The sequence below is a fragment of the Kitasatospora setae KM-6054 genome, from assembly GCF_000269985.1.
Taxonomy (GTDB): domain Bacteria; phylum Actinomycetota; class Actinomycetes; order Streptomycetales; family Streptomycetaceae; genus Kitasatospora; species Kitasatospora setae.
Window position 1 is genome coordinate 3,629,004 of sequence record NC_016109.1, and the last position, 25,185, is coordinate 3,654,188.

The following is a 25,185-nucleotide window of genomic DNA, read 5'->3' on the forward strand; positions in this document are numbered from 1 at the left end:
AAAGCAGTTGATGTCGATTTGATGTCGATCTCGGTGATTGGGAACATTCCCGCGCAGGGGTGTCTTGTGTCGGTTCCCACCGACCAGCCCCCTGGAGGCGCCCGTGCCCAACCCCGCCCGTCCCGTGATCCGCGCCGTCCCCCACCCCGACCCGCTCAACCCGCTCGGCATCACCATCGCCTGCCCACTGTGCGACGCCGCCCGCGACTGGCCCCTCCTGAACATCCGCGCCCACGTGTTCGTTCGATGCCGCTGTGCCCACGAATGGCACGAGCCCGACCTCACCCGCGACTACTTCGATCAGCACTTCACCGACCCTGAAAACGAGTGGGACGACTTCAACACCGCCATGCGGGCGCTCGCATTCGACGGCCTTCTCGCCGGAGTGATGTGGAATTAACGGGACGCTCGCCGCGCCCCCGGCTGACGCGCAGGTCAGCCGGGCTCTGCGGGGACCTGACCACGACCGCCAACCTCGAATCGAAGGCTGGCTGCACTCGGCCCACCCGTCGAGCGGCGGGGATGCATCCAAGTGGCCTTCCATAACTGCCACTTGGGGGCCTTCGGCGGCCAAGTCTGACCGCTTGAGGCGTGATGCTGATCGCTCGCCGATTGCATCGATCTTCGATCGGAGCGTGTGCTACGTTCCGTAATCCAACCGAAAATAGGCGACCCCGGCGGTGCTCCAACACCCCGGGGTCCGGCACCAGGAGCGGTAACTCCCGATGCGTGTCCATCGTAGCGCCCACGTGCGCAACTTCACCGTGCTGCCCAACGCCATGCTGCAGTACCGGCAGCTGTCCTACACCGCCCGCGGCCTGCTCGCGGACCTCCTCTCCCGCCCCGACGGCTGGCGCGAGGACGGCCGGCACATGGCCGACACCAGCCCCCAGGGACGCGGCGCGATCCGCAAGGCCCTGAAGGAGCTCACCGACGCCGGCTTCTACCGCGTCGAGAAGATCCGCATGCCCGACGGCACCATCCGCACCGAGACCCACGTCTATGACACCCCGCAGCTCGCACTGCCGGGTGCCACCCGTCCGGTCTCCGGTGAGGCGACCACCGGTGATGCTGACGCCCTAATTGAAAGTACCCGGCACAAAGAACCCTCCCTCCCCACCGGCCCCGCGAACGACCAGGCGACCGCCGACCAGGCGGGCGAGAAGCTGGGAGGGCGGGAGGAGGAGCACCAAGACGCCAAAAACCCTCCGGCGGTGCCGGACGAGCAGGCCAGCGAGGCGGTCGCCACGCTGTTCCGGGTGATCCGGACCGAGCCGCGCCTGCACCTCGGCGAGCCCGAAGCGCGCAAGCTTGCGCCGCTGGTCGTCCAGTGGCTGGAGCGCGGCGCGACCCACGCCGACCTTGCCGCTGCCCTCCTGCTCGGCCTGCCCATCCCGGTCCACTCGCCGGTGGCGGTGCTGCGCAACCGCTTGGAGCGCAAGATGCCACCCGTACCGGCCCCTGTGCGCCCGGTAGCGGCCCGGTACGCCGAGTGCGCCAAGTGCCACGACCCCGTGCCCCAGCCGGGCATCTGCCGCCCCTGTGCGGGCCTCGCAACCCGCATGCTCACCGTCGGCGGAGGCGAAGCGGTGACCCGCAACGGTGCCGCACGCGCCCGAGCGGCACTGCGTACAGCGAAGACGGTCGGCCTGAACCTGGGCGGCCTGGCCACCGCCGGGTAGGGAGCATCTTCACCGGGGAGGAGTGCCAGGCCAGGCCTGCGAAGCGACCGTCCGGGTTGGCCAGCCCCGTCAGAGTGCTGCTGAAGCGAGCGCGTTCTGCTTGAGGCGGAGGTACACGGGTTCGTCGCCGAAGAGGTCGGGCTCGGGGGTCAGCTGGATACCCGTGACCTCCTGCACGCTCTCGGCGACCGTCCTGGATGCCTCGGCGAACGCGCCGGCGGTGGCGTGGCCCTCGGCGACGAGCGTGAAGTGCTTGGTCGACATCCGGATGCCATGGGCGATCGGCTGGCCGAGAGCGAACCCGGCGGCCTTGATCAGCCAGCTGGCACTGACTCTGGTCAGGCCGTCGGGGAAGGCGTTCACGGGCGCCTGTTCGGCCCGGAGCTTCTCGGCCTGCTTCTCGTCGACGACAGGACTGAGGAAGACGCTGCCGACGTTGCGGTTGTCGCTGTCTCCAGGGTCGAGGACCATGCCCTTGCTGCGGCGCACGGTCAGGACGGCGGCAGCCGCGTCGGCAAGGAGGACCGGCGTTCCCTTGGGGACGTCGAGGACCCTGGCGACCATCCCATACGTGATCGGGGTGCTCAGCTCGGACCGCCGGAGCCGGAACGTCACCGTGAGGAGCGTCCAGCGGGTGGAGTGCTTGAAGATGCTGGTGCGGTGGCCGAGTCGGCAGTCCTCGGCCGAGAGCGTGACTTCGCGGCCGGTGACCCAGTCCCAGGCGGTGACGCGCACGAGGATGTCCGCGACTTCCTGCCCGTAGGCGCCGACGTTCTGGACCGGGGTGGCGCCGACGGTGCCGGGAATGCCGATCAGCGTCTCCATGCCGGTCAGGCCGTTGGAGATGGTCTCCTCGACAAGGTCCTGGAGCATGTGGCCGACCTGGACGGTGACGGTGACCGCCTCGCTGTCTTCACCGCGCTCGAACGCCACGCCCTGGGTGGCCATGCGTACGACGGGCACGCCGCACCCGGCGTCGGCCACGAGGATGTTGCTGCCGCCTCCGAGGACCAAGGGCCGGGCGCCCTCCCGACGGGCCAGGCCAACGACGTCGGGGAAGTCGGCGGGGTCGGTCAGCTCGGCGAGGACTACGGCGTTGCCGCCGATGCCGAGTGTGGTGAGCGGAGCCAGCGGGACCTGTGTGCGGACGTACATGCGGTTCCTCGGGTGCGTGCGGAAGTCCAGGCTACGCGGCCAGGACGGCGCCGATCTCGTCTGTGACGTCGTGCGCCAATGGGCTGTCGGAGTGCTCGAACTCGTCGCGTAGGCCGGCCAGCCGCTGTCTGGCGCGGCCGGAATCGAGATACGAGCGGAGATCGAGGGCCTGGCGGGTGGCCTCGGCGGCACCGTCGAGGTCGTGCCGCCGCAGCCGGGCTTCTGCCAGGGACATCGTGTGCAGCAGCCGGTTCCGGGGCTGCTCGTCACCGAACAACTGCAGGCCGCGCAACAGGTGGCGTTCGGCGACCTCGGGACGGCCGAGCTCGAGCCATGCGCGGCCGGCGTCGGCGGCCAGGACAGCCGGTGTCACCCAGTAGGCCCACGAGGGTGTGCCGCTGTCTGCTGCGGACTCGACCAGGGCAGCCGCCTCGTCGAGGGTCCGAGCGCAGTCGTCCAGGTGGCCCAGCTGGGCATGGGCACGGGCCTGCCTGGTGGCGAGGAGGGCGTGGACCGCGCCGCCGGGTGCGCCTCCGACGCCCTGACGGGCGATCTTGATCAGGCGAAGCGCCTCGTCGTGCGCACTGCGCCAGGTGGCCTGGTAGCTCAGGCAGGAGACGATGTTCGCCCCGAGCGCGCGGTTGTTGGCCGTGTGCGCGGCGCGGAGTCCGAAGAGGAGGTAGCGCTGGCCGAGGGCGTTGCGACCGAGGTCGCAGGCGAGCCAGCCGGCCAGCTGGGCGAGTTCGGCGAGCACGCTGTGGAGGCGTTGCCCTATGGCCGGATCGTAGGTGCCGTTGCGGGCCAAGTGTGCAGCCCAGTTCAGGTCTTGGGTGATCCAGTCCAGCACCAGCGGGCCGCCCTGGGCATCGTCGAGCCGACGGAGCTGGGCGACGCGGTCAGCGAGGACGTCGATCGCCTGGGGGCTGATCGCCTCGCCAATGGGCCGCCCTGCAACCGGCGCGTCCGGTGTCGTCAGCCAGTCGACGGCCGGGCCGATGAGTCCCTGACCGGACAAGGGCGGCGACACACCGAGGCCGGGACGGAGGGGGCCCGCCGTGAACGCTCCGAGTCCCTCCCAGGTACCGCCCTGCGACCACGGCTGCTGCAGCCAGCCGTCGGCACCAGGCGCGGTGGCTTTCGCCGGCCACAGGGCCTCGGCGGTGATCGTCTCCCTCAGATGGTGCGAGAGGATCGACGCGACGATCTGCGGAAGCGATCCGCGTGGCGTGGAGCCCTTGAGCCAGCCGTAGGGCGCTTTCGGGCTGATGCTGTTCGGGCGCACGCGGTTGATCTCGCGTGCCAGTTTGTCGGGCGACCAGCCGAGTCGCTTGAGGCAGTCGCCGAGAACAGACCCTTCGTCCACAGGTGACCTCGAAGTCCGATGCGGCTGAGAGATTCGACGCCAACGTACAGCAGCCCTCGGAGCCGCCCTCCGTCATTGGGTGAATCTGACCATTCTGACCAACACCTGACCTGACTGACCATCACCAGCCCTTCCCGGCCGAGGTTGCGGTGCGTGATGGTTTCGACACGCCCCGGCCGCCAAGGCGACGAGCCTCGCCACCGGCCGACCGTTGGGCAGCGCGCCTTGATCTGCGCGCATCTCATGTCGTTCGCACTCGACAGCCGTGGCTCTTCGGGGCCGCGCACGGAACTTCGAGGAGAAGGTGATGATCCACATCTTGGGCGGAACGCGGGGCCGACGACGCCGCAGTGCGGCCCGTGACCCGATCGGCTCGGCTCTCACCGGCCTGTGGGCCCTCGGCCATGTCCTGTGCCTCGCCCTGCTCGGGACGGCCGTCCAGCACCAGCTCGCCACGTCGGCCCTCAGCCACACCACGGCGCTCGACGGCACCCACCCGCGCACGCCGCACACGTCCTGACCGTCCGGCGCCGTCGATCCAGACATCAACGACAAGACCCTTGGGGGGACTTCAATGGAGCAAAAGGCAACACCAGGACGCGCCCCGACGCGGGCGGTCGTCACCGGAGCCGCCGGCTTCATCGGCTCGCACCTGGTCGACGCCCTCCTTGGCGAGGGTGCCACCGTCATCGGCGTGGACCGCCGCGACCCTCGCACCGACCCCGGTGCGGCGTCGAACCTGGCGGGAGCCCTCGACCACCCCGGCTTCACCTTCGTCGCCGCCGACTTGAGGACCTGCCCGCTCACGGCACTGTTCCTGCAGGCCGACGCGGTCTTCCACCTCGCGGCGCTGCCGGGCGTCCGCAGCTCCTGGGGCGAGCGGTTTGCCGAGTACACCGCCTGCAACGTCTTCGCCACCGAGCGCGTGCTGGCCGCCTGCGAGGACGTCCGCGTTCCCCGGCTGGTCTACGCGTCCTCCTCCAGCGTCTACGGGACCACGAGCGGCGGCGCGACCGGCGAGGAGATCGTGCCGAACCCCGAGTCGCCGTACGCGATCAGCAAGCTTGCCGGCGAACAGCTCTGCCTGGCCCACGCGGGCAAGGCCACCTCCACCGTCACCGCGGTGGCACTTCGCCTGTTCACGGTCTACGGCCCTCGCCAGCGCGATGACATGCTGATCGGCCGCGCACTCACGGCGGCGCTCGGCGGCCCCGCCCTGAACCTCTACGGCGAGGGCAGCCAGCGCCGGGACTTCACCTACGTCGGGGACGTGGTCCGAGCCGCCATCGCCGCCGCGACCGCCCCGATCGGCACGACGGTCCTCAACATCGGTACCGGTGTTACCACCACCGTGCTGAACGTGCTGGCCGCCGTCGAGGAGCTGACCGGCCGACCCGTGCCAGTCAACCGGCTACCCACCCAGGCCGGCGACGTCGAGGCCACCCTCGCCGACAACTCCCGGGCGGTGGACCTCCTGGGCTGGAAGCCCCGCACCGCCCTCACCCAGGGCGTCTCGCGCCAGCTCGCCCACCTCAACGCCAACTCCCCGCAGCCCGTGGGCGCCTGAACGATCCTGCCCCGTCGTTCCCACCGGAGGAATCGTGTTCGTCACCACCGCGGACAGCGCGAACGCGCTGTTCACCCGTGCCGGCAAGGCCATCCTGAGCCAGGGCCGCAGCGTCGCACCGCGCGGCATGGCCACCGCCGAGCTCATGGGTGCCTACCTCAAGCTGACCAACCCGGCCGCCCGGATGGTCCACCTCGGCCCGTACCGGGTGCTGAACCCCGCGTTCGCCGCCGCCGAGACCGTGTGGATCCTCTCCGGCTCCAGCGCCGACTGGATCCACGACTTCAACAGCCGCCTGGCCGGCCTCACCGACCACGGCGCCCTCCAGGGTGCCTACGGTCCGCGCCTGCGGCGCTGGCATGGGCAGTTGGACCAGCTCGACTACGTGCGCCGCCAGCTGACCCGGGACAACGAGAGCCGCCGCGCCGTCGTCCAGATCTTCGACCCCGGCCGCGACACTGCCGGCCACAAGGACGTGCCCTGCACCCTCGGATACCGCTTCTACCTGCGGGAGGGCCGCCTGGAGATGCACACCAGCATGCGGAGCCAGGACGTGTGGCTCGGCCTGCCGTACGACCTGATCACCACCACCGTCCTGCACGAGCTGATGGCCGGATGGCTCGGCGCCGAGGTCGGCGACTACCACCATCACGTCGACTCCCTGCACCTGTACGCCCAGCACCAGGACACGGCCTGGAGCCTCGCCGCCGACGCGCCCGCCTCACCCGCGTGGCAGCCGCTCGGCATCCCGTGGGATGACTTCGACCTGATGCTGAAGCAGGTCACGGTGGGTGAGGCCGTCGGCCACCCGGTCTGGGACGGCTTCGCCGCCGTCCTGGCGAGCTACCGGCTGTGGAAGGCCGGTCGCCGCGACGAGGCCCGTGCCAGGGCCGCCGAGGCGACCGGGCCGCTGCCCGAGACCCTGGCGCTCTGGTACGACCAGCGCGAGCAGAGGATCCCGCTCGCGGCCATGCCCATCCCGGCGATCCCAGTGAAGAGGTGACCAACGTGGCCGCGAACCGCAACATCGTGCTGGGCCTGTGCTCCTACACCCACGACTCTGCCGCCGCCCTGCTCGTCGACGGCCGACTCGTCGGCTTCGTCGAGGAAGAGAGGCTCAGCGCCGTCAAGCACGACAAGAGCTACCCGGCCAAGGCCGTGGAGTGGCTCCTCGACGAAGCGGGCCTGACCATCGCCGACATCGGCACCGTCGCGTACAACTTCACCCCGCACCACTACCTCCGGGCAATCCCCTCCGCCCTCGCTCACACCCTGCGACCGGCGACGGCCGCCAGGGCCCTGCCCCGGGCCCGCTCGTTCACCCAGGTCGCCGCCAACACCCGCCGACGCCTTGCCCGCCTGGCCGACATCTTCCCGGACGCCGAGGTGCAGCCCGTCCTGCACCACCGCGCCCACGGGCTGTACGCCTTCGCCGCCTCCGGCTACGAGGAGGCCGCCATCCTGGTGGTGGACAGCCTCGGCGAGACCCAGACCACCACCATCGGCCATGCGCGGCAGAGCGCGGCCGGCTGCTCATACCGGATCGTCCACGCGCTCGACGACCCCGCTTCCCTCGGCTACCTGTACGGCGCCGTCACCGAGCATCTCGGCTGGCGGCGCGGGGACGAGGAGGGCACCGTCATGGCGTTGGCCGCCCTCGGCGACCCGAAGCGGTTCCGCTCGCTGTTCGCCAAGGCCGTCCGGCTCACCACCAACGGCTTCGCCCTCGATCACCGGCTGATCGGCCTGCGGGTCATGGACCGCCGCTACCCGCGGCTGACCGCAGCCTTCACCGCGCTCACCTGCCCGCCCCGCCGACCGGAAGAGGAAGTCGCCCCGGTCCACGCCGACCTCGCCGCCGCTCTCCAGGAACGCACCGAGCAGGTGATGCTGCACCTGGCGCGGATCGCCCGCGAACGCACGAGTGCCCGGCTGCTGTGCGTGGGCGGCGGGGTGGCGATGAACTGCGTCAGCATCGGGAAGATCATCGCCTCCGGGCTGTTCGACGAGGTCGCCGTGCCGCCCGCGCCCGGTGACTCCGGCACCGCGATCGGCGCCGCTGCTACGGTCCACCTCGACCGGCACGGTGACCTCCCGACCGGGCTGGCGCGGGCCTGCTACCTCGGCCCGTCCTTCCCCGGCCTGGAGCTGCCGGCCGAGCCACGGCCGGGGATGACCGCCCAGCGCCTGGACGACCCGGTCGGCTTCGCGGCCCGCGAGCTGGCCAAGGGCACGATCATCGGCCTGTTCCAGGGTGAGCTGGAGGCAGGCCCGCGTGCTCTCGGGCACCGTTCGATCCTCGCCTCGCCGCTGCGGCCCGGCGTCGCCGACCGGCTCAACGCCACGGTGAAGTTCCGCGAGCCGTTCCGGCCGTTCGCCCCCGTGGTCCTGGCCGACAAGGCGGCGGACTACTTCACCCTCGGCCAAGAGGCCCCGTTCATGTCCATGGCCTCCCCGGTCACCGACCTGGCCCGCCAGGCGATCCCGGCCATCGTCCACGCCAACGGCACTGCCCGGGTGCAGACTCTCTCGCCCAGGGACAACCCGCTCCTGGCCGACATCCTGACCGCCTTCGCCGAGATCACCGACGTGCCGGTCCTGATCAACACCTCCCTGAACGTGAAGGGCAAGCCGATCTGCGGCACCCCGAAGATGGCGCTGGACTGCCTGGCCGAGTCCGGGCTGGACGCGCTCCTCATCGAGGACTGGTGGGTGACCAAGGCATGAGGATCGGCTACAGCCACTGGGGCTTCCTCGGCTCCGGGATCACCGACACCCCCGACGGCGGGCGAAGCCACCGCCGCACCCTGGTGGACGGCCTGATCGCCGCCGGACACGAGATCGTCTTCCTCCAGACCAACCGCGATCTCGCCGAGGCCGGCACCGACCTCACCGCCACCTACCGATGGGACGGCGGCCTGCCCGAGATCGACGCTCTGTTCCTGGAGTGGCGCTGGCCGATCCCCGGCCGCAACACCACCGCCTGCGGCACCGAGGGGCACACCTGCGACCTGCACCGGCAGCAGGAACTCCTCGACCACTACACCCACCGGCTCACCGTCCGCACAGTGCTGTGGGACAAGGACCAGCAGCTGCCCGCCGACGATCCGCTGCGGACTGTTCGGCACCTGCAGGTGTGCGAGCCGGCCCTGTACCCGTCACCCGGGGCGGCCAGCCTGCTCTTCCCTGTCGCCGACGATGTCCTCGACCGGGCCTACCCGGCCGTCCTCGCGGCCGAGAAGCGCCTGCTGCCACTCGTCTACATCGGCAACCAGTACGACCGCGACACCGCCTTCGAGGAGTTCTTCGCCCCGGCCGCCGCCCAACTGCCTCACCGGGTGGCCGGGAAGTGGAACAGCACCGCCCGCTGGCCAGAGGTGAACTTCACCGGCCGTATCCCCTTCGACGAGGTCACCCCCACCTACCGCTCCGCCGTGGCCACCGTGCTCCTCGCCCCGGACCGGTACGCGAGGACCGGCCAGTTCACCCAGCGGCTCTTCGAGGCCGTCCTCGCCGGCTGTCTGCCTCTGGCCCCGCGCACCCTGCGGGCAGCCGAGACGGTCGTCCCGCGCGAGCTGGTCGTCACGAGCGCGGCCGACGTCGTGGCCACCGTCACCGCGCTCGCCCGGATCGCGGGCAGCCAGGCCCACGCCGACCTGATCGCCCGCTGCATCGACCGGCTCGACCCGTTCCGCCTCACCCGCCAGCTCCGCACCCTCACCGCCGCGCTGGCCGGCACAGCCATCCCGCCCCTGCTGCTCGAAGGAGGCCGCGCATGACCACGCTGGAGATCTCGCCCGAGTGGCCCGAAGAAGTCCGGGTCCGAGCCACCGCACGGCTCGCTAGCCTGTAGCGGCATGGACAGGATCGCCATCATGGGCTGCGGCGGCAGCGGCAAGACCGTCGTCGGACGCCGGCTCGCCGAACTGATCAATGCCCCTCTGACCCACCTCGACGGCGTCTACTACGACGCCGACTGGAACCCGCTGCCGCAGGAGAAGTTCGCTGCTCTCCAGGAGGAACTCGTCGCCCGGCCCCGCTGGGTGATCGACGGGAACTACGCCTCCACCCTCCCGATCCGCCTCAAGCGGGCCGACACCGTCGTCTTCCTCGACATCCCCCCGATCATCTGTCTGCTCGGCATCCTGCAGCGACGCTGGCGCTACCGCGGCGGACAGCACACCTCCCAGGGCGTCTTCGACCGCATCACCTGGGGCTTCATCCGCTACATCCTCGGCTACCGGCGCCAGATGCGGCCCAAGGTCCGCGCGCTGATCGCCGAGCACGCCGGCCACGCCCGCGTCGTCACCCTCACCAGCCGCCGGGCCGCCCGCCGCTTCGTCGCCGCCGTCCCTCCACAGACATGACCTGACCCACTTCGCACCGGGAAGGCTCCACCTGTCCATGACCGCCAACCCGTTCCTCGACACCGACCGCGTCCGCCACGACCTGTACGCCGACGCGGGCCGCATCGCCCAGCGCACCGGCGCGCTGTCCCGCGCCAAGACCGCCGGTCCCCACCCCGCCACCGTCATCGCCGACCTCGCCGCCACCGGGCTGCGCGGTACCGTCCTCGACATCGGCTGCGGGCGCGGCACGACCACGCTCGCCCTGGCCGAGCGGCTCGACCCGCCGAGGCTCATCGCCTTCGACCAGTCCACCGCCCTCCTCGCCGAGGCCCGGAGCCGGCTCACCGGCCGCCTGGGCGTGGAGTTCCTGCGCGGCGACTTCCATGCCATCGACCTGCCCAACTCCTCCGTGGCCGTCGCGGTGGCCGCGTTCTGCCTCTACCACTCGCCCCGGCCGGCGGCAGTGATCGCCGAGATCGCCCGCTGCCTGGCGCCCGGCGGGCTGTCGATCACGGTCACCAAGTCGCCCGACAGCTACCGCACGCTGGACGAGGTGATCGCCGCCAGCGGCCTCGACCCCGAGGCCACCAGCCGGCCGAGCCTGTACGAGACCTTCCACAGCCACAATCAGGCCGAGACCGTCGCCGCCTGCCTCGATGTGCAGCAGGTCGTCCACCACGAACACCGCTTCCGCTTCGCCGACGCCGACCACATCGCGGAGTACGCGGCCACCAACCCGAAGTACCAACTCGGTGGTGGCGTCGAGGAGATCGCCCGCCGGCTTCGGGAGACCGTCGGCAACGGCTCGCTGGAGACCACCTCCACCGTCACCTACGTCGTGGCCACCCGCCGATGAAGACCTTCACCAAGACGTACCTGAGCGCCCAGGCCCAGCAGCAATCCCTGGCCCACCACCGGTGGATCGCCCGTACAAACCCCGACGTGCGCATCCCCCGGATCGTCCAAGTCCGCCCCACCGAGATCGACTTCGAGCACCTCGAAGGACGGCACGGCGGTCCCGACGACCTGGTGGCCCTGGCCAACCTCCTCGGACACCAGCACACATCCGCTCACACCCGCGAGCTGCACGCAGCCCGCCTCGACACGCCGCACACCCACGACACCATCACCATCACCGGCTTCGCCGACGGCCGCCGCGAACGCCTCCACCGACTCCTGGCCTCCGGCACCGTGCCGGAGCCGGCCCTGACGCCCGAGGCCGCCGACGACTGGCTGAAGCAGGCCGCGATCATGCCGGCCGCCTTCTACAAGGACTCCAACCCGCGCAACTTCCTCATCGCCGACGCCGATGTGGCCGTCATCGACTTCGACTCCCTCACCCTCGCGCCATTCGGCTACGACCTCGCCAAGCTCGTCGTCAGCACCGCCATGACCACCGGCCCGCTGCCCGAGGACGCCATCCGCCGGGCCGTGGACGCCTACAACCATCACCCCCGCCAGCGCGGCCTGCCCGGATGCTCCTGGCGCGAGTTCGCCGCGTGGTGCGAGTTCCACCACGTCCTCACCACGCCCTATCTCGGCACCAACGGCTACCGGTTCAGCTGGCACACCACCAGGCCGTCCTGGACCACCGACGTCCTCCGGTACCTCGACAAGGAGTCCGCACCGTGACGCACAACAGCGTGATGAACAGCCGGAACTCGGTCTGCGTGATCGTCCACGACAAGAGCACCGACACGATCGCCGCCGTGCACTACGCCGCCCGCAACTGGTCCCCGCACCCCGCCTGGACCGTCCCCGGCGGCAAGGCGGAGCCGGGCGAAGCCCTCGACGAGGCCGCCGCCCGCGAACTCAAGGAGGAGACCGGCCTGCTCGTCGACCCGGCGGACCTCGAACTCGTCCACGTCATCCACGTCGAACAGGGCTGGGACCAGGAAGGCCAGTTCGTCCTCTTCGTCTTCGCCACCGACAAGTGGACCGGCGAGCTCACCAACACCGAACCCGACAAGCACCTGACCGCCCGCTGGGTTCCCGCCGGCCACCTCCCCGAGCCGGCCTTCCCCACCGCCGTCCAGGCGCTCACCGCCTACCGCGCTGGCGGTCCCGCATTCTCGCGCTACGGCTGGGAGTCGGCAGCGGCATGACGGCGTGGTTGGGTGGGCTCGTCGAGAATGCTCCTCGACGAGCCCACCCAGCCGTGCCCGCCGAGGAACTGGCCACCGAGCAGATCCGCTGTCACTTCATCCGTCGACACCCGGCGACCACCTCGGTCCGCTGGCTACAGTCGTCGCCATGAGCGACTCGCAGCCCCAAGAGGTCGTAGCCCAGCCCCGCACCGCCGCCGGCGTGCTCTTCTTCGACGAGGACGACCGCGTCCTCCTCGTGAAGCCGACCTACAAGCCTGGCTGGGAGATCCCCGGCGGCTACCTGCACGCCGGAGAGACCCCGAGCGAGGGCGCGGCCCGGGAGGTCAAGGAGGAGCTCGGCATCACCCCGCCGATCGGCCGCCTGCTCGTCGCCGACTGGGCGCCCCACCCCACCGAGGGCGACAAGCTCCTCTTCGTCTTCGACGGCGGCGTCCTCCCGGCCCACGAACTCGACCGCATCGCCGTCGATCAGGTCGAGGTCGGCGGGTACGCCTTCCACACCACCGCCCAGCTCGACGAACTCCTCATCCCACGCCTCGCTCGCCGCGTCGACGCCGCCTGTGCCGCCAGGACGCGGTCCGAGACCGTCTATCTGGAGCACGGAGCGACCCGTCCGTAGGTCCACGACCTCGCATTAGCCGCTCGAGGCTCCCTGTGTCGCCACCAGCGATCGCGGCCAGGTGAACGCTGAGCAATCCCGGCACAGCGCGGACGTGGTGCTCTCAGTCGTTGTCGGACGGGGCCATCTCCACCAAGGTCCAGACCCTTGGATCCGGACACGAGGGCCGCACTCGGTTCAGCTCCTCGACCGCTCGGGACGTCACCTTGGTGCGCCCGACGTGAAGGCGGCTGGACCGGCAGGGCTTGCCCGCTGGCGCTTGGCAGGACGGCAGCGGGCAGGGCACCGAGAGCTCGATCTCCGTCCTCCGCTTCGAGAAGATCTTCCATGTGTGCTCGCGGCACCCGTAGTAGGCGACAACCTCCGCGCACGGCTCCTCGTCGGCCGATTCCACGAACCCGCACAGTTCGTCCGGGCGAGGGTCATGCAACGCGCATAGCGGGCCGCCCTCGCGGCGTGGATAGGGGCACCGGGTTGACTGATGACCGCCTGCTTCGGGCGGGGTCATCGTACGACCCCAGACCCGCACCGGGGCCGCCGGCGACACCCACGTCAAGGTGCCCTTCCCGGTCAGCGGCACGCCCTGGCAGCGCTGCGGATCGGGATCGCGCCCATCGAGGCGAGGCCAGGTGCCATGCTCCTCGCACTTCATCCCCGGTTCGGCCACCTCGACCATGCAGCCGTCGATCGCCGTTGAGCGCCGCCCCCTGAACTCATAGCCGTATCCACAGCGCGGCCGGAGGAGCTCGCGCAGTACCTCGGCATACCTGGTAGCTGCCGCAGCATCCGAGGCTGCCAGGAGGCTGCTGGCGCTGGTCAGCAGCCTCGCCGCCTCGGCCGCCATCTGCGCGGGCATGTGGACGCGGGAGGGGATGCCCTTGGCGTATAGAACGCCGGGCGGTGCTGGAGCCTTGGCCATAGAGCGCATTCTGGACCTGCCCGTGCCTCAGCTCGCGCCAGGTTCACTCACATGGGGCAACCTCAGTTGGCGCATGGGGTCAGGGCGATTCGGCCCCAGTTCCGGTCACGGCACGGTGCGCCAACTTGAGCAGTTCCTGGTGTTCCAGATCAAGACTGCTCGGGATGTGCGAGCCCTTCCGCACCTGGAAGAACGCGATCGATCCCCGAGCGGCGCCAACTCCGCCTCCGAGAAGCCGCAGCATCTCACCGGCAACGTAGTTGAAGCCGTGGATCGCGTTGTCGGCGTACTCGGTGCAGTATGCATTGATACTGGGCGTGCCATCTACGAAGATCCGATCCACTCCGTACGGATCACCGGCGAGCTCCTTCATCTGATCAACGGTGATGGTTTTGAACTCCATGCTCCCGTCCGCCTCGACCAAGGCGCAGGTGATCAGCGGGCTACGGTCAATGTCCGACTCCGGGGCCGCGATGAAATCGATCATGTCGGTCGGCCCGCCGGAATCAGCTGGGGCAACGACGAGATCGTCCGCAGGCTCAACGAGGGCGTCGTGAAGGTCGACCGGTTCACGAGCGTTGATGCGTTGCTGTACGGAACGCAGAGCATCGTGTACGGCCTGCCTGCCTTCGGATCCGCGAAGTATCCGACGTCCGATCGCAAGGATGGCAGGCTCGGCCAGCCAGTGCGGCAGCTCGTACTCGACGACCGGACGATCCTTCGCGTATCCGACACCCTTGCCCAAGTTGGTGACTGCGGCAGCCGAGACCATTCCGGGCTTGATCCAGGGTGTGCGAGCCCCCCAGGCCACGGACCGCGAAGCCGCGCTCCAGGCGACCGCAACCATCTGGCCGACGCTGAAGCCGGACTCGAGGGCGTCCCTCGCAGTGTCGTGCGCTTCGGTGAGACGGTCCTCCGGGATCGGAGCCTCCTGGTACTTGTGGGCCAGAAGGCCCGACAAGTACCTGACGACCAGATCCGCCTCAAGGTTCAGCACTTCCTCACGGAGGTCACCGAGGGCGGTCTCGTACTCCAGGATGTAGTCCGCGCTACCGCGGGCCATGTCGCGCGCGTCCGCCCCGATGCCCATCCACGCGGGAAGCCGCCACGGGATCTGGGTCACGTAGACAGCGACCGCGCGGTCATCGTCATCGAAGACGATGTCGCCGACCGTCGCGGGGAATGTCGGTACGAGCCAGCGCTTGCTGTGTAGCTCCTTGATCGCCTCGATGTCCCTGTCGAGCGTCCCGGTGAAGGTGTACTTCGCAGTCCGCAGCGGGCCGAACGACTCCTTCTCGGTCCGGTGCATCATGTTGACGGCGGCCAGCAAGACCAACGTCGACCGGACGCCCGGGTTGTCGTCGGCCTCTTTGACTTCCGCCTGTTGCGTGAGCCACTCCGACGCGCTCTTCACCCGCCGCTCGTCGCGCTCCTTCTCGGCAGCACGAGCGTGCTCGACCTCCCTGGCCCGTGCGATCTTCGCCGCTTCCACGCAGTCCAGGCACCGCTGCCGACCTTGGACAGGAGTCAGCGGGAAGGTATCGCGCCCCCAGTACCCGGTGGCCGCCATCTCCGATCGCGTGGTCACCGTCAGCGGCGACTGACAGCCGGGGCACATCACCGTCAACAGGGACGCAACCGCCGCTTCCTTCACGATCCTGGAGGCGTTCGTGCCAATTGCCGACACATTGCGCGCCCAGGTCCCCGGCTCGTCGAACTCCCAGTAGAGCTCACAGACCTCACGCAGGTCCGCCGCCGTACCTGGGGCGACGTGGACCTCGACCAGAGGTTGATCGGCGGTGGGGTACAACACTCGAGCTGGGGCAGCAGCCTGCCGCACACCTTCACGATTACGCCGCCGCTGCCGCTTGCCCATGGCCACCCCTTTAGCCCATCCGGGATCGGACTTACCACCGTATCGGCAACCACCGACAGTGACACAGCTCACCCGGTTCCGCCGGAAGCGCCGGGCCACCCCAGTAGTGCCGTGGAAGGCTGTCGGCGGCCGGTCCTAGACTCGCCAAATGGCGCTTACGTACAGCAGCGGCAGCAGCGACGGCCTGCCAGAGGACGCTCGGCCAGAGTCCTATCTGGCTGGGATCGACCCCGTCCCCACCGGGTGGGTCACGGTCCTGCAGGAGCCCACGGACGGCCAGATCTTCTGGATCGGCAGCTACCTGACGAGCTTCGTCGGCCGCGAGCACGCCCTCTCCAAGACCGACTGGACTGATGGCAGGGTGGGCCAGACCGACGTCTCTGAGTACGGCAAGGAGGTCGTCTTTCACGACGGCCTGACCGACACCTCCGAGCGGTCCGAGTTCTTCGTCCAGCTGCGACGCCACCAACAGCCCGAAGTCGAGCCCACCATCGAGTTCACCTACTCGTTCCTGTGGTACTTCGCCGCCGTGCCGCGCCCCGACGGCAGCTGGTACTACCTCGACGGCGCCGGCCGCGACCAGGAGCTCGTCCGCATCCACCGCGGCGACACCGACCTTCGCGTAGAGGTCGCCGCGCTGCCACTGCGACGCTACCTGGCCATCCGCGAGCGCTTTCTCGTCGTCCAGTACGAGCGGATCACCTACCTCGACTCCGCACCCGCCCCGAGGATCAAAGCGACCGACCGCACGCAGGTCAGCACCTTCGATTTCCACAGCGGCCTCGAGGGATCACCCGCCTTCGTTCGCCTGTGCGGCAAGCACCTGATCCTGCCGATCGACGCCAAGCCGGCGGACCTCGCCTACCCGTATGCGACCGCCGAGTCGTACCCCGAGTTCACCATCGGCATCGATCCCGGCACCGGCCAGCCCATCACCTTTACCTGCGATCCGGACCGGCTCAGCAATCACTTCAACGACCTCGGCACCCCCGACTACCTGACCCGCGTCTACTTCCGACGCGAGGTGCTACGCCGCTACACCTCTGAGCCTTCCCGCTACGAGGTGAGCGCCAGTCGGCTGTCGTGTCTGGGTCTGTGGGGTGTCTCGATCGGCCGCAACGACGAGGGCCTGGTGGAGGCGTACCTCGGCGACCTCGGCCGCGACCTACCGAACGCCGAGCGCACCCACTGGCTCAGCTTCAACGTCGAACCCCGCGGCGGTATCGACCAGGAGCGCCAGCGCCGCGACATCCTGGGCCAGTGGACCGACGGGACCACCGATCCGCTGCGCCAGTTGGCACACGCCCGCGAGCGGTTCAGTACGGCGCTGTATGCCGTCGTCGGCCAGCCGGTCTACCGCGCCTGGGACGCCGCCGATCAGATCGCCTTCGCCGGCCTGCACACGCCCACCAGCAGCGAGCAGAGCGAAGCCGACACCCAGATCCTCACCCTCGCCAAGGGCGTCATCGAATACCTCGACACCAAGGCCCTGCGGCAGCTCCCAGGAGCCGACCCCAAGGCCGCCACCATCAACTGCATCGACGGTTGGGTGAAGCACACCAACGGCGACCCCGACATCCTCGTTGACCCACTGCGCTTGCTCCAAGGGCTGCGATCCAACGGCGCGGCCCACGCCCGGACGAAGAACTGGGCCGTCATCCTGACCCGGGCTGGCCTCGACAAGCTCAAGCCAGACGAGCAGTTCATCCGGCTGGTGACCAGCACTGCCGACGCCCTCGAAGCCTTGGCTGACCATGCCGAAGCGCAGACACAGCCAACACCTGGCGAAGAGGAGAACGCTCCGAACCGGTAGCCCGACCACGCCAGAGGTCAGCGGGCACCAGGGCACATCCAGGGCACATGCGGGCGGAAAACGGCGCTGACCAGCGAAAACTCGTGACATGAGTTTTCCCAGGTCAGCGCCATGATCGCCGAAAAATTGCAGGTCAGCGCCGTGCTGGTGCAGTACGTCAACTACCGCTGAGCGACGGGACCCAGGTCCCGCCACCCGGGAGGGCGCACCGCCGACGGTGCGCCCTCCCGGCGTTCACGCCACCGGTCGGCGGCCGGCGGGCGGCCTCGCGCACCCGGGGCACGTCCTGCCGCTCCCCGGTGGCGGTCCGCCAGGCCGGTCCGCGAACCCGTACACCGCCTCCGGAGCCGGATCGGGACGGACGGCCGCGACTCGCGCCCCGAAGAACGCAGGCACCTGCCCGCGCCGGCGGCGCGCAACCCCTCCCCCGGAACGGCCCGTCGCCCCGCACCCCCGCGCAGTCCGGCCCATCGGAGCGCAGAACCCACCACGACCCGACACCCACAACCACCGACAACACCACCACGACGGCGACCACCACACGGGAACACCGAACAGCCAGGCCGCTCATGCGTCACCCCCGCCGAGGTGGGAACGGGTGCTGGCCAAGGCGGTGTTGAGCCTGTTCAGCGCGTCATCCTGGAGCACGTTGAACGCGTTGGAGTCAGGGTCGATGCCGCGTTCCGTGGCCCAGATGCCGCTCACCGCAACCAGTTGATAGTCCACCCCCTCCCGTTCGTCGGACATCACCGCCTTGGACGTGAAGGAGTTCCGGCTCTTCTCCTTCTGGGCGAACGAGTCGGCCCAGAGGTCCACCAGGTGCTGGACTTCTTCGCCGATCCCGGGAATCCGGTCCCCCGGAGTGCCGACGACACGCTGGAGAACCTTGGCCGCCCAGTCGGCTCTGGCTCTCTCGCCGCCCGGCAGGTGCAGCAGCACGTCGGTCCGGACGGCGGAGAGCGCGCCGAGCGCGGAACCCGCCCGGTTCAACTGCTTCCCCCGCTCACTCTGGGTGGAGTCGGCCGCCAGGTCGGCGAATTGCTGATCGACCCGGCCGATCTCGGCCCGGTACAGGACACCCCACGCGTCCGGGGCCTCCGCGAGGCCCCGCAGGAAACGCACCAGGACGTCCGGCGCGACGGACATCCGGACCGTGCCGGCGTCTTCCCGCACCGGGCCGGGTGCGGCGGACCCTGCGTACGGGTTGCCGATGGCCGCCAGGACCTCGTGGGTGTCCGCGGCGTAGTCGGCGAGGGCCGCGGCGAGCGGGGCGCGGAGTGCGGGGTGGATGGCGGTGCGCTCCCCGAGGACCACGACGACCGTACGCATCGCCTCCGCCTGGGCGACCGTGTGCACCCCCGGCTGAGACCCCACCACGGCGGCCCGCAAGCCCTCCCCCACCTCTCCGCACGACAGGTCGGACCGCCACCCCTCCCCCAGCACGGCCTTGACCCGGTTGTCGGCACCAAGCCGCGAGCAGTCGGAGTCGTCACCGCCGCGGAACGCCCACCACAGGCCGGCCCCCGCGACCAGCACCAGCAGGGCACCCACGACCGCGTACCGGGGGCGAACGGACGCGCGCCTCACGCGTTGCCCCGACCGAGGTAGGTATCGGCCTTGGTCCGGTTGGTGTTGAGATCGGATTGCGCGTCCCGCTGGAGCGCGTTGATGGCGTGGGTGTCAGCGCCTATGCCGCGTTCCCTGGCCCAGATGCCGATCATGTTCGACATCTGTTCGCTGGCGGCCAGCCGGTTGTCCGCGATGGCCGCGATGGCCGCTGAGTTGTTTCGGTCCTTCTCCCCAAGACTGACCTCGTAGGTCCAGGTGTCGAGCAGGCGCTGGGCACCGTCGCCGACCAAGGGCACTGCGGTGATCGGGGCACCGACGATGTGGTAGAGGGCCTTGGCCTTCCAGTCCGCCTGCGCGTTCGCGTCGTCCCGGTGGTCCATCTCCACGTCGGCCCGAATGGCGTCGAACACGCCGAGCACCGCACCGCCTCTGCCCATCAGGTCCTTTCGCTCTTCCGGGGCGGCGTCGGCACCCATGCCGGCGAAATCCTGGTCGATCCGACCGGTCGCGGCGCGGTGCAGCGCACCGTAGGCAGCCGGGTCCTCCGACAACCCGCGCATGAACCGCACCAGGTTGTCCTCTCCGACAGCCATCCGGACCGTGTCGCCGTCCTTCCATACCGGGCCGTACACCTGGTGCCCGCTGTACGTCTCGCTGCCGCCGCCGAGCACTTCGTGGGTGTCTCCGACGTAGTCGGCGAGGGCCTTGGCCAGCGGTTGGCGCAGCGGGGCGTTGATGCTGTCGCCGGCCTGCCGGTCCCATTCGGCCAACGCGTCGCGCAGCGCGCCTGCGGTCTCCCATCCGCTGTGCGCGCCGGCGGCGGCGTTGGTAGACCCGTCCGGGCCCGCGCCGAGGTTCCTGCTGTCCATGGCCATGCCGTTCAGCGCCGTCTGGGCGCGGTTCATCGCCTCGATGTCGACGCTGAACTGGCCGCCTGTTGCGGGTGTTCCCACTTCTCTGCCCCCTCCGTTCGGACGAACGCCCGGCCGGGTGTGGCCCGTGTGCTGTCACGACGGCCCCCGCCGGTGCGCGGCCCTCGACGGCGGGACCGGTTCGGTCACGATCACCGTCCCGCCCGTTCGAGCAGCCCCCCTCCGAGATTTTTACACGGCCTACTTCTTTCCGGGTCCGATTCGATCGAAAAGCCCGGAGAAACTCGGGGCCATGAGTACACGGAAGGGCCAATTAGCAGGATTCGGACATTACCGATCCTTCCGTTTCCCTGGATCTGCGCCCGCACTCCACAGCACCCGACCTCGAAGAAGGCCAGGTCAAGGGCAGGGAGGCGCCACCCATCCTTCAGTCGGAAACGTCCACACCAATTCGCCGGGCCGGAGTCCAGCCGATTGGCCGTCGAGACAGAAAATGAGTATCCGTACTCTTCCCGGGGCATGCCCCAAGGACTGCGGGGGACGGAAAATCGGTTCGCAGTGGAGAATCCGGCGCCGCACCGCCCGGCGCCACCGCTCAGGCGGGTCCGCCGTCGCGGTGGGCGGCGAGGGCGGCCGTGATGTCCGGGACGGCCTCGGCGGGGGTGCCGAGGGCGCGCAGGACGTGGTCGAGCGGGGGGCCGTCGGCGGGGGCGAGCGGGCCGAGGATGATCCGGCCGTCGTACCAGAGGGCGGCGCGGCGGCCGGCGGGGTGTTCGGGGTCGGCTTCGGCGTAGGCGATCGGGGCGGCCTTGGACCAGCCGGCGATCCGCAGGGCGAACCCGGAGGGGAACCGCTTGAAGCCGAAGTCGGGTGCGTTGGACGGATGTTGGAGCGCCTCGTGGAGCTCGTCGGTCATCGGCACCAGCGCGAGGCCGTGCGGGAGGGCCACGGCGTGCGCGAGCGGGACCTCGGCCACCACCACCGCGATCAGCTCCTCGGTGGCGATCAGCGCGTTCAGTTCGTATGACACCGCCCCATTCTCCGCCCCGGAAGTCATCCGGTCTGGAAAACAATCGAACTGACTATCCATCCGATATGCCGGACATCGGCCACACCCGGGCCGAGCTGCGGAAACACCCTTTCGGGACCAAGGTCCCGAAAACGGTTCGTCGGCGCTCGACACGGCGTGCGCGCCCTCCGGTACGGCAGAGTGGGCGGGGTGACCCGTACTCCGCCGCAGCGCCCGGCCTCCGGCGCCAGGCCCACGCCCGAAGAGCTCGCCGCCGCCCAGGACACCACCATCGAGGACGTGGCCGCGCCCGGCCTGCGGGTGCTGTTCTGCGGGATCAACCCGGGCCTGTGGTCGGGGGCCACCGGACAGCACTTCGCCCGGCCGGGCAACCGGTTCTGGCCCGCCCTGCACCGCTCCGGCTTCACGCCGCGGCAGTTGGGGCCGGCCGAGCAGCGGGAGCTGCTCGCGCTGGGGCTGGGCATCACCAACGTGGTGGCCCGGACCACGGCGAAGGCGGCCGAGCTGACCGCCGAGGAGTACCGGGAGGGCGGCCGGGCGCTGGAGGCGCGGGTGCGGCGGCTGCGGCCGCGGGTGCTGGCGGTGCTCGGGATCGGCGCGTACCGGGCGGCGTTCGGCCGGCCGCGGGCGGCGGTCGGGCCGCAGCCGGAACCGATCGGCGACACCGAGGTGTGGCTGCTGCCGAACCCGAGCGGGCTGAACGCGCACTACACGCTGGACGGGATCGCGGACGAGTTCCGAGCCCTGCGCGAGCACCTGGAGGAGCGGCGGGAGGGCTAGGCGAGCAGCCGGGCCTCGAAGCGGGCGCGCTCGCGCACCACGTACGCCGCGTCGGAGAGGTACATCAGGTGGTGGCCGTCGGCGAGGTGCGAGGCGAACGCGGCGCTCCCGGCGGCGGCTTCGGCCCGCATGTGCGCGACCAGGGCGTGCAGCCGGGCCTCGATCGCGTCGACCAGGCCCTCCCGGTCGGCCCGGCCGAGGCCGTACGCGTCGCAGAACTCCCTTACCCGCAGGGCCTGTTCGTCCGGGGTGCCGATGCCGTCGGCGTTGCCGGGGGCGGTGGTGGGGGCCCAGCGGTAGGCGGCGTAGGCGACGTCCCAGAGCCGGGGGCCGGGGTGGGCGGTGTCGAAGTCGATGACGCCGACCACGTGGTCGCCGTCCAGGACGCAGTTGTGCGGGGCGTAGTCGCCGTGGCAGACCACCTCGGCGGGTTCGCGGGCGGGCAGCATCCAGCCGTCGGCGGTGTAGCCCGCGGTGGCGTCGTGGTAGGCGCGCAGCAGGCGGGCGGCGTCGAGCAGGGCGGTGCGGGAGGCGGCGGCCGGGGTGGGCGGGTAGTCGGAGACCTCGCCGGGCAGGAAGTCGAGCACCTCGCGCCCGTCCTCGGCCAGGCCGTGGAACCGCGGGCCGGCGGTGAACCCGGCCGCCCGGACGTGCGCCAGCAGCCCGTGCACGGCCGGCGACCACGGCCCGGTCGGGCGCAGTACCCGGTCGCCCCGCCGTTCGACCTGGTTGACCCCGCCGGCCATGATCTCGTGGTCCGCCACCCGATGCTCCTCACGATCCGCGTGCAACCGGTCCGTTGTACTCCGCCGCCGACGGCTCCGCGACCGGTTTTCCGGCGGCCCGCCGGCCCGCCGCCCCGCACCGGCCCGGGGCGGCGTTCAGAGCCGGGGCGCCCCGGGGTGGTAGGCCCGCTGCCGTTCGACCGGCGCGGCGGCGAAGTCGCCCGCGCCGTTGACCACCTCGCCGCGTTCCAGGACCAGGCCGCGGGCCAGGCCGAAGCCCTTGAGCACGGCGCCGCGGCCGTCCGGGTCGGGGTGGGTGTGGTCGCCGCCGCCGGCCAGCCGGACGGACTGGGCGGTGATCGCGCCGATCAGCTGGCAGCCGTCGCCGATCAGGCTGCGGCCGACGACCTCCGGGCCGCCGGCCAGCCTGGTGCGGTCGCCGACCCGGACCTCGGCGTCGGACCGGTTGGCCTTGAGCCGGGCCCCGCCGTCGCCGATCAGGTTGCCGGAGCCGATCCGGACCGTCCCGCCGGCGGCGGCCAGCACGGCCGTGCCGGGGCGCAGCACGTTGCCGTCGCCGAGTTCGCAGACGCTGTCCTCGTCGCACTCCAGGGTGACGCCCGGGTAGAGGGTGTTGCCGGTGCCGAGGACCACCCGGCGGGAGACCAGCGCCGAGAACGGGTCGTGCAGCACCGTCCCGTGCCGGGCCAGCTCCAGCAGTTCGGTGACCGTCCGCAGCCCGGCCCGTTCCCGTCCCGCGTCCAGCTCGGCGAGCCACCCGTCCGCACCGCTGCCCATGCCGTCTCCCGTCCCGCCCCGCCCCGCCGGATCAGCGGGCCCCGAACCCCTGGTCGGTGGAGACGATGTCACGGCCGAGCGGGGTGAGCGAAATCGGCACCATCTTGAGGTTCGCCCAGCCGAACGGGATCCCGATGATCGACAGGAACAGCGGGATGCTGGTGACGATGTGCCCGAGGGCCAGCCACCAGCCGGCGAACACCAGCCAGATCACGTTGCCCACGCAGGACGGGGCGCCCGCGTCGTCCCGGACCACGGTGGTGCGCCCGAACGGCCAGAGCATGAAGCCCGCGAGGCGGAAGGACGCGATGCCGAACGGGATCGTTGCTCGGTGATCAGCTCCGCGCAGCAAGACCGCTCCGGTTCCGGCTCTCGGTCACTGCGGCACCGGGGCAGCGCCGACCCCGGTAGCCCGGACGCGGGTTCGGGTCCGGCGATGACCGTACATCGCCGGACCGGCGGTCAGCGTCCACCGAACTGCTCGTCCGTGGAGACGACCTCGCGCCCCAGCGGCATGATCGAGATCGGGATCATCTTCAGGTTCGCCCAGCCGAATGGGATCCCGATGATCGACACGAACAGCGGGATGCTGGTGACGATGTGCCCGAGCGCCAGCCACCAGCCCGCGAAGACGAACCAGATCACGTTGCCCACACAGGACGGGGCACCGGCGTCCGGTTTCTCCACCGTCGTCCGCCCGAACGGCCAGAGCACGTAGCCGGCGATCCGGAAGGCCGCAACGCCGAATGGAATGGTGATAATGAGGACACAACAGATGATTCCGGCAAGCACATAGCCGATGGCCATCCAGATGCCGCAGAAGAGCAGCCAGAGCACATTGAGTACGAACCCGATCACCTTCACCGCACCAGCCTCCCACGACTCGTTCCCTCCGTCTCGGTAACCAGGCCGTCGAACAGTGCATCGACGGACCGGAGCCGTGGCCAGGGCGCTCAGCGCGAACCCAGGACCGTGCCGCGCAGCACGGGTGGAGGCCACGCAGCCGCTACGCCCGCCCCGACCGCCGTTGGCCTCAGCGCCCGAACAGCGCCCAGAGCTTTTGAAGCGTGCTCAGAGCCCGGCGGCCGAACAGTCCGGCGGCCGCGATCAGCATGCCCACCATCGCGGTCTGGGCCTGCACCTCTCCAGCCAGGCCGACGGTGCCGGCGGTCCACGTCAGCACGGGGTAGGCCGCCGCGAGGGCGATCAGTCGTGTGGTCTCGAACCCGCGCAAGGGTTGGACGTCCTTGAGATCGGATTCGGGAAGCAGGGCTCCCAGCCGCCCCTCGACGTACGCCTCGGCGATCGAGTGCAGTTTGGCCGCCAAGTCGCACCGCGCGAGCTCCGGATAGGTGTCCAGACCTGATTCGGCCACCCGGAGGGCGGCGACCACTCGGCCGGCGTGGTCTTTGAGCGCACGCTGACGGTGTGAGAAGCGGGGTACGGTCCCGCGCCGGTTCCGGGCTTGCCGAACGGCTCGTTCACAGGCTCGCAGCAGCCGCGGAAGATCGTCGACGCGCTCTGCCAGGGCGCAGGCAGCGAGTGCCCGAAGGACGGGTTCCAGGGTCCGGTGGGACTGCCACTTCTCGTCCAGAGTGCTGACTATCTTGTTCGCGGTCCACTTCGTGGCCCATACGGCCACGAAGAGCATGCCGTAAAGGACCAACGCCATCAGCAAGGCGGAAACCCGACTCGGAAGAACGGTCAGCCGGCCGAAGAGCCCCACCTCCTTCACGAGGCCGACTTCGATCTGGAAGACCGCCATGCCGAAGAGCATGGCCACGAACGAGAAGAAGTTGAACCAGGGTTCGAGCTTGTGCGCGGCCCGGATCTCGGTCCGCAGTCCGGGCGACAGCTGTCGCCCGGATGCGACCGCATCCAGCGCGTCCTGTGCCTCCCGGGTGAGTTTGCGTGCAGCCGCCCCTCCGGGTGCCGAGGTCATCAACCGCCACCGTTTTCG

Annotated in this window: 26 protein-coding genes; 14 read left to right on the plus strand and 12 right to left on the minus strand. The window is 70.3% G+C overall.

Features of this window, described 5'->3' with window-relative positions; all coding sequences use genetic code 11:
* Positions 1–103 precede the first annotated feature (103 nt).
* Positions 104–400 (plus strand): hypothetical protein, encoded by a 297-nt coding sequence (locus KSE_RS15955; protein ID WP_014136346.1) that lies wholly within the window; start codon positions 104–106, stop codon positions 398–400.
* Positions 401–749: 349 nt separating this feature from the next.
* Positions 750–1,682: a hypothetical protein gene (locus tag KSE_RS15960; protein WP_014136347.1), complete on the plus strand. Its 933-nt coding sequence runs from the start codon at positions 750–752 to the stop codon at positions 1,680–1,682.
* Positions 1,683–1,751: 69 nt separating this feature from the next.
* On the opposite strand, the gene KSE_RS15965 is transcribed toward KSE_RS15960, so the two are convergent.
* Together KSE_RS15965 and KSE_RS15970 are read right to left on the minus strand one after the other, a co-directional pair.
* Positions 1,752–2,837, minus strand: a complete 1,086-nt coding sequence (locus KSE_RS15965; protein ID WP_014136348.1) for a UDP-N-acetylmuramate dehydrogenase — start codon at positions 2,835–2,837, stop codon at positions 1,752–1,754.
* 31 nt (positions 2,838–2,868) lie between these two features.
* Complete coding sequence (locus tag KSE_RS15970) at positions 2,869–4,200, minus strand: hypothetical protein (protein ID WP_014136349.1); 1,332 nt, start codon at positions 4,198–4,200, stop codon at positions 2,869–2,871.
* A 307-nt stretch (positions 4,201–4,507) separates the two neighbouring features.
* Between KSE_RS15970 and KSE_RS15975 the strand changes: the two genes are divergently transcribed.
* From KSE_RS15975 to KSE_RS16020, 10 genes are all read left to right on the plus strand, one after another.
* Positions 4,508–4,720: a hypothetical protein gene (locus tag KSE_RS15975; protein ID WP_033257737.1), complete on the plus strand. Its 213-nt coding sequence runs from the start codon at positions 4,508–4,510 to the stop codon at positions 4,718–4,720.
* A gap of 54 nt (positions 4,721–4,774) precedes the next feature.
* Entirely contained in the window at positions 4,775–5,767 is a 993-nt protein-coding gene (locus tag KSE_RS15980) for an NAD-dependent epimerase/dehydratase family protein (RefSeq protein WP_014136351.1), read from the plus strand.
* 34 nt (positions 5,768–5,801) lie between these two features.
* Positions 5,802–6,770 carry a thymidylate synthase gene (locus KSE_RS15985; protein WP_014136352.1) on the plus strand — a complete coding sequence of 323 codons (969 nt, stop codon included), beginning with the start codon at positions 5,802–5,804 and terminating at the stop codon, positions 6,768–6,770.
* Between the two features lie 5 nt (positions 6,771–6,775).
* Entirely contained in the window at positions 6,776–8,494 is a 1,719-nt protein-coding gene (locus KSE_RS15990; protein ID WP_231873176.1) for a carbamoyltransferase family protein, read from the plus strand.
* Positions 8,491–9,546, plus strand: a complete 1,056-nt coding sequence (locus tag KSE_RS15995; RefSeq protein ID WP_014136354.1) for a glycosyltransferase family protein — start codon at positions 8,491–8,493, stop codon at positions 9,544–9,546. The genes KSE_RS15990 and KSE_RS15995 overlap by 4 nt, the downstream gene beginning before the upstream one ends.
* A 78-nt stretch (positions 9,547–9,624) precedes the next feature.
* Complete coding sequence (locus KSE_RS16000; protein WP_014136355.1) at positions 9,625–10,134, plus strand: P-loop NTPase family protein; 510 nt, start codon at positions 9,625–9,627, stop codon at positions 10,132–10,134.
* Between the two features lie 37 nt (positions 10,135–10,171).
* Positions 10,172–10,972, plus strand: a complete 801-nt coding sequence (locus KSE_RS16005; protein WP_014136356.1) for a class I SAM-dependent methyltransferase — start codon at positions 10,172–10,174, stop codon at positions 10,970–10,972.
* A complete protein-coding gene (locus KSE_RS16010) occupies positions 10,969–11,748 on the plus strand; it encodes a phosphotransferase (RefSeq protein WP_014136357.1) in 780 nt (259 codons plus the stop codon). The genes KSE_RS16005 and KSE_RS16010 overlap by 4 nt, the downstream gene beginning before the upstream one ends.
* Positions 11,745–12,221 carry an NUDIX domain-containing protein gene (locus KSE_RS16015; protein WP_014136358.1) on the plus strand — a complete coding sequence of 159 codons (477 nt, stop codon included), beginning with the start codon at positions 11,745–11,747 and terminating at the stop codon, positions 12,219–12,221. Before KSE_RS16010 ends, KSE_RS16015 begins: the two co-directional genes overlap by 4 nt.
* A 148-nt stretch (positions 12,222–12,369) precedes the next feature.
* Positions 12,370–12,843: an NUDIX domain-containing protein gene (locus KSE_RS16020; RefSeq protein ID WP_014136359.1), complete on the plus strand. Its 474-nt coding sequence runs from the start codon at positions 12,370–12,372 to the stop codon at positions 12,841–12,843.
* A gap of 103 nt (positions 12,844–12,946) precedes the next feature.
* On the opposite strand, the gene KSE_RS16025 is transcribed toward KSE_RS16020, so the two are convergent.
* Together KSE_RS16025 and KSE_RS16030 are read right to left on the minus strand one after the other, a co-directional pair.
* Positions 12,947–13,762: a hypothetical protein gene (locus tag KSE_RS16025; RefSeq protein ID WP_041293893.1), complete on the minus strand. Its 816-nt coding sequence runs from the start codon at positions 13,760–13,762 to the stop codon at positions 12,947–12,949.
* Between the two features lie 79 nt (positions 13,763–13,841).
* The gene (locus KSE_RS16030; RefSeq protein ID WP_148283106.1) at positions 13,842–15,638 is read right to left on the minus strand and encodes a hypothetical protein; all 1,797 of its coding nucleotides are present in this window, start codon (positions 15,636–15,638) and stop codon (positions 13,842–13,844) included.
* Positions 15,639–15,786: 148 nt separating this feature from the next.
* On the opposite strand from KSE_RS16030, the gene KSE_RS16035 reads away from it, so the two are divergent.
* Positions 15,787–17,451, plus strand: coding sequence for a hypothetical protein (locus KSE_RS16035; RefSeq protein ID WP_014136362.1), 1,665 nt, complete (start codon positions 15,787–15,789; stop codon positions 17,449–17,451).
* A gap of 567 nt (positions 17,452–18,018) precedes the next feature.
* Here the strand turns inward: KSE_RS16035 and KSE_RS16040 are convergent.
* The 3 genes from KSE_RS16040 to KSE_RS38490 all read right to left on the minus strand — a co-directional run bounded on the left by KSE_RS16040 (position 18,019) and on the right by KSE_RS38490 (position 20,922).
* Entirely contained in the window at positions 18,019–19,002 is a 984-nt protein-coding gene (locus KSE_RS16040) for a hypothetical protein (RefSeq protein ID WP_014136363.1), read from the minus strand.
* A 32-nt stretch (positions 19,003–19,034) separates the two neighbouring features.
* Positions 19,035–19,973: a hypothetical protein gene (locus KSE_RS16045; RefSeq protein ID WP_014136364.1), complete on the minus strand. Its 939-nt coding sequence runs from the start codon at positions 19,971–19,973 to the stop codon at positions 19,035–19,037.
* 514 nt (positions 19,974–20,487) lie between these two features.
* Complete coding sequence (locus tag KSE_RS38490) at positions 20,488–20,922, minus strand: hypothetical protein (RefSeq protein WP_014136365.1); 435 nt, start codon at positions 20,920–20,922, stop codon at positions 20,488–20,490.
* Positions 20,923–21,111: 189 nt separating this feature from the next.
* Here KSE_RS38490 and mug point away from each other — a divergent pair, with 189 nt between their 5' ends.
* Positions 21,112–21,702 (plus strand): G/U mismatch-specific DNA glycosylase, encoded by a 591-nt coding sequence (mug, locus tag KSE_RS16055; protein WP_014136366.1) that lies wholly within the window; start codon positions 21,112–21,114, stop codon positions 21,700–21,702.
* On the opposite strand, the gene KSE_RS16060 is transcribed toward mug, so the two are convergent.
* From KSE_RS16060 to KSE_RS16080, 5 genes are all read right to left on the minus strand, one after another.
* Positions 21,699–22,466 (minus strand): phosphotransferase, encoded by a 768-nt coding sequence (locus KSE_RS16060; protein ID WP_014136367.1) that lies wholly within the window; start codon positions 22,464–22,466, stop codon positions 21,699–21,701. The genes mug and KSE_RS16060 overlap by 4 nt on opposite strands.
* Positions 22,467–22,583: 117 nt before the next feature.
* On the minus strand, positions 22,584–23,225 hold the full coding sequence (locus tag KSE_RS16065; RefSeq protein WP_014136368.1) for an LbetaH domain-containing protein: 642 nt from the start codon (positions 23,223–23,225) through the stop codon (positions 22,584–22,586).
* Between the two features lie 31 nt (positions 23,226–23,256).
* Positions 23,257–23,577: a YccF domain-containing protein gene (locus tag KSE_RS16070; RefSeq protein WP_014136369.1), complete on the minus strand. Its 321-nt coding sequence runs from the start codon at positions 23,575–23,577 to the stop codon at positions 23,257–23,259.
* Between the two features lie 110 nt (positions 23,578–23,687).
* Complete coding sequence (locus tag KSE_RS16075) at positions 23,688–24,080, minus strand: YccF domain-containing protein (protein WP_407927470.1); 393 nt, start codon at positions 24,078–24,080, stop codon at positions 23,688–23,690.
* A 178-nt stretch (positions 24,081–24,258) separates the two neighbouring features.
* Entirely contained in the window at positions 24,259–25,167 is a 909-nt protein-coding gene (locus KSE_RS16080; RefSeq protein ID WP_014136371.1) for a hypothetical protein, read from the minus strand.
* Between the last annotated feature and the right edge of the window lie 18 nt (positions 25,168–25,185).

Excerpts from the sequence above, each read along its gene's own strand:
- KSE_RS15965 (WP_014136348.1), bottom strand. The coding sequence starts at position 2,837 with ATGTACGTCCGCACACAGGTCCCGCTGGCTCCGCTCACCACACTCGGC.
- KSE_RS15975 (WP_033257737.1), top strand. The coding sequence starts at position 4,508 with ATGATCCACATCTTGGGCGGAACGCGGGGCCGACGACGCCGCAGTGCG.
- KSE_RS15980 (WP_014136351.1), top strand. The coding sequence starts at position 4,775 with ATGGAGCAAAAGGCAACACCAGGACGCGCCCCGACGCGGGCGGTCGTC.
- KSE_RS15995 (WP_014136354.1), top strand. The coding sequence starts at position 8,491 with ATGAGGATCGGCTACAGCCACTGGGGCTTCCTCGGCTCCGGGATCACC.
- KSE_RS16000 (WP_014136355.1), top strand. The coding sequence starts at position 9,625 with ATGGACAGGATCGCCATCATGGGCTGCGGCGGCAGCGGCAAGACCGTC.
- KSE_RS16005 (WP_014136356.1), top strand. The coding sequence starts at position 10,172 with ATGACCGCCAACCCGTTCCTCGACACCGACCGCGTCCGCCACGACCTG.
- KSE_RS16010 (WP_014136357.1), top strand. The coding sequence starts at position 10,969 with ATGAAGACCTTCACCAAGACGTACCTGAGCGCCCAGGCCCAGCAGCAA.
- KSE_RS16020 (WP_014136359.1), top strand. The coding sequence starts at position 12,370 with ATGAGCGACTCGCAGCCCCAAGAGGTCGTAGCCCAGCCCCGCACCGCC.
- KSE_RS16025 (WP_041293893.1), bottom strand. The coding sequence starts at position 13,762 with ATGGCCAAGGCTCCAGCACCGCCCGGCGTTCTATACGCCAAGGGCATC.
- KSE_RS16030 (WP_148283106.1), bottom strand. The coding sequence starts at position 15,638 with ATGGGCAAGCGGCAGCGGCGGCGTAATCGTGAAGGTGTGCGGCAGGCT.
- KSE_RS16035 (WP_014136362.1), top strand. The coding sequence starts at position 15,787 with ATGGCGCTTACGTACAGCAGCGGCAGCAGCGACGGCCTGCCAGAGGAC.
- KSE_RS16065 (WP_014136368.1), bottom strand. The coding sequence starts at position 23,225 with ATGGGCAGCGGTGCGGACGGGTGGCTCGCCGAGCTGGACGCGGGACGG.
- KSE_RS16080 (WP_014136371.1), bottom strand. The coding sequence starts at position 25,167 with ATGACCTCGGCACCCGGAGGGGCGGCTGCACGCAAACTCACCCGGGAG.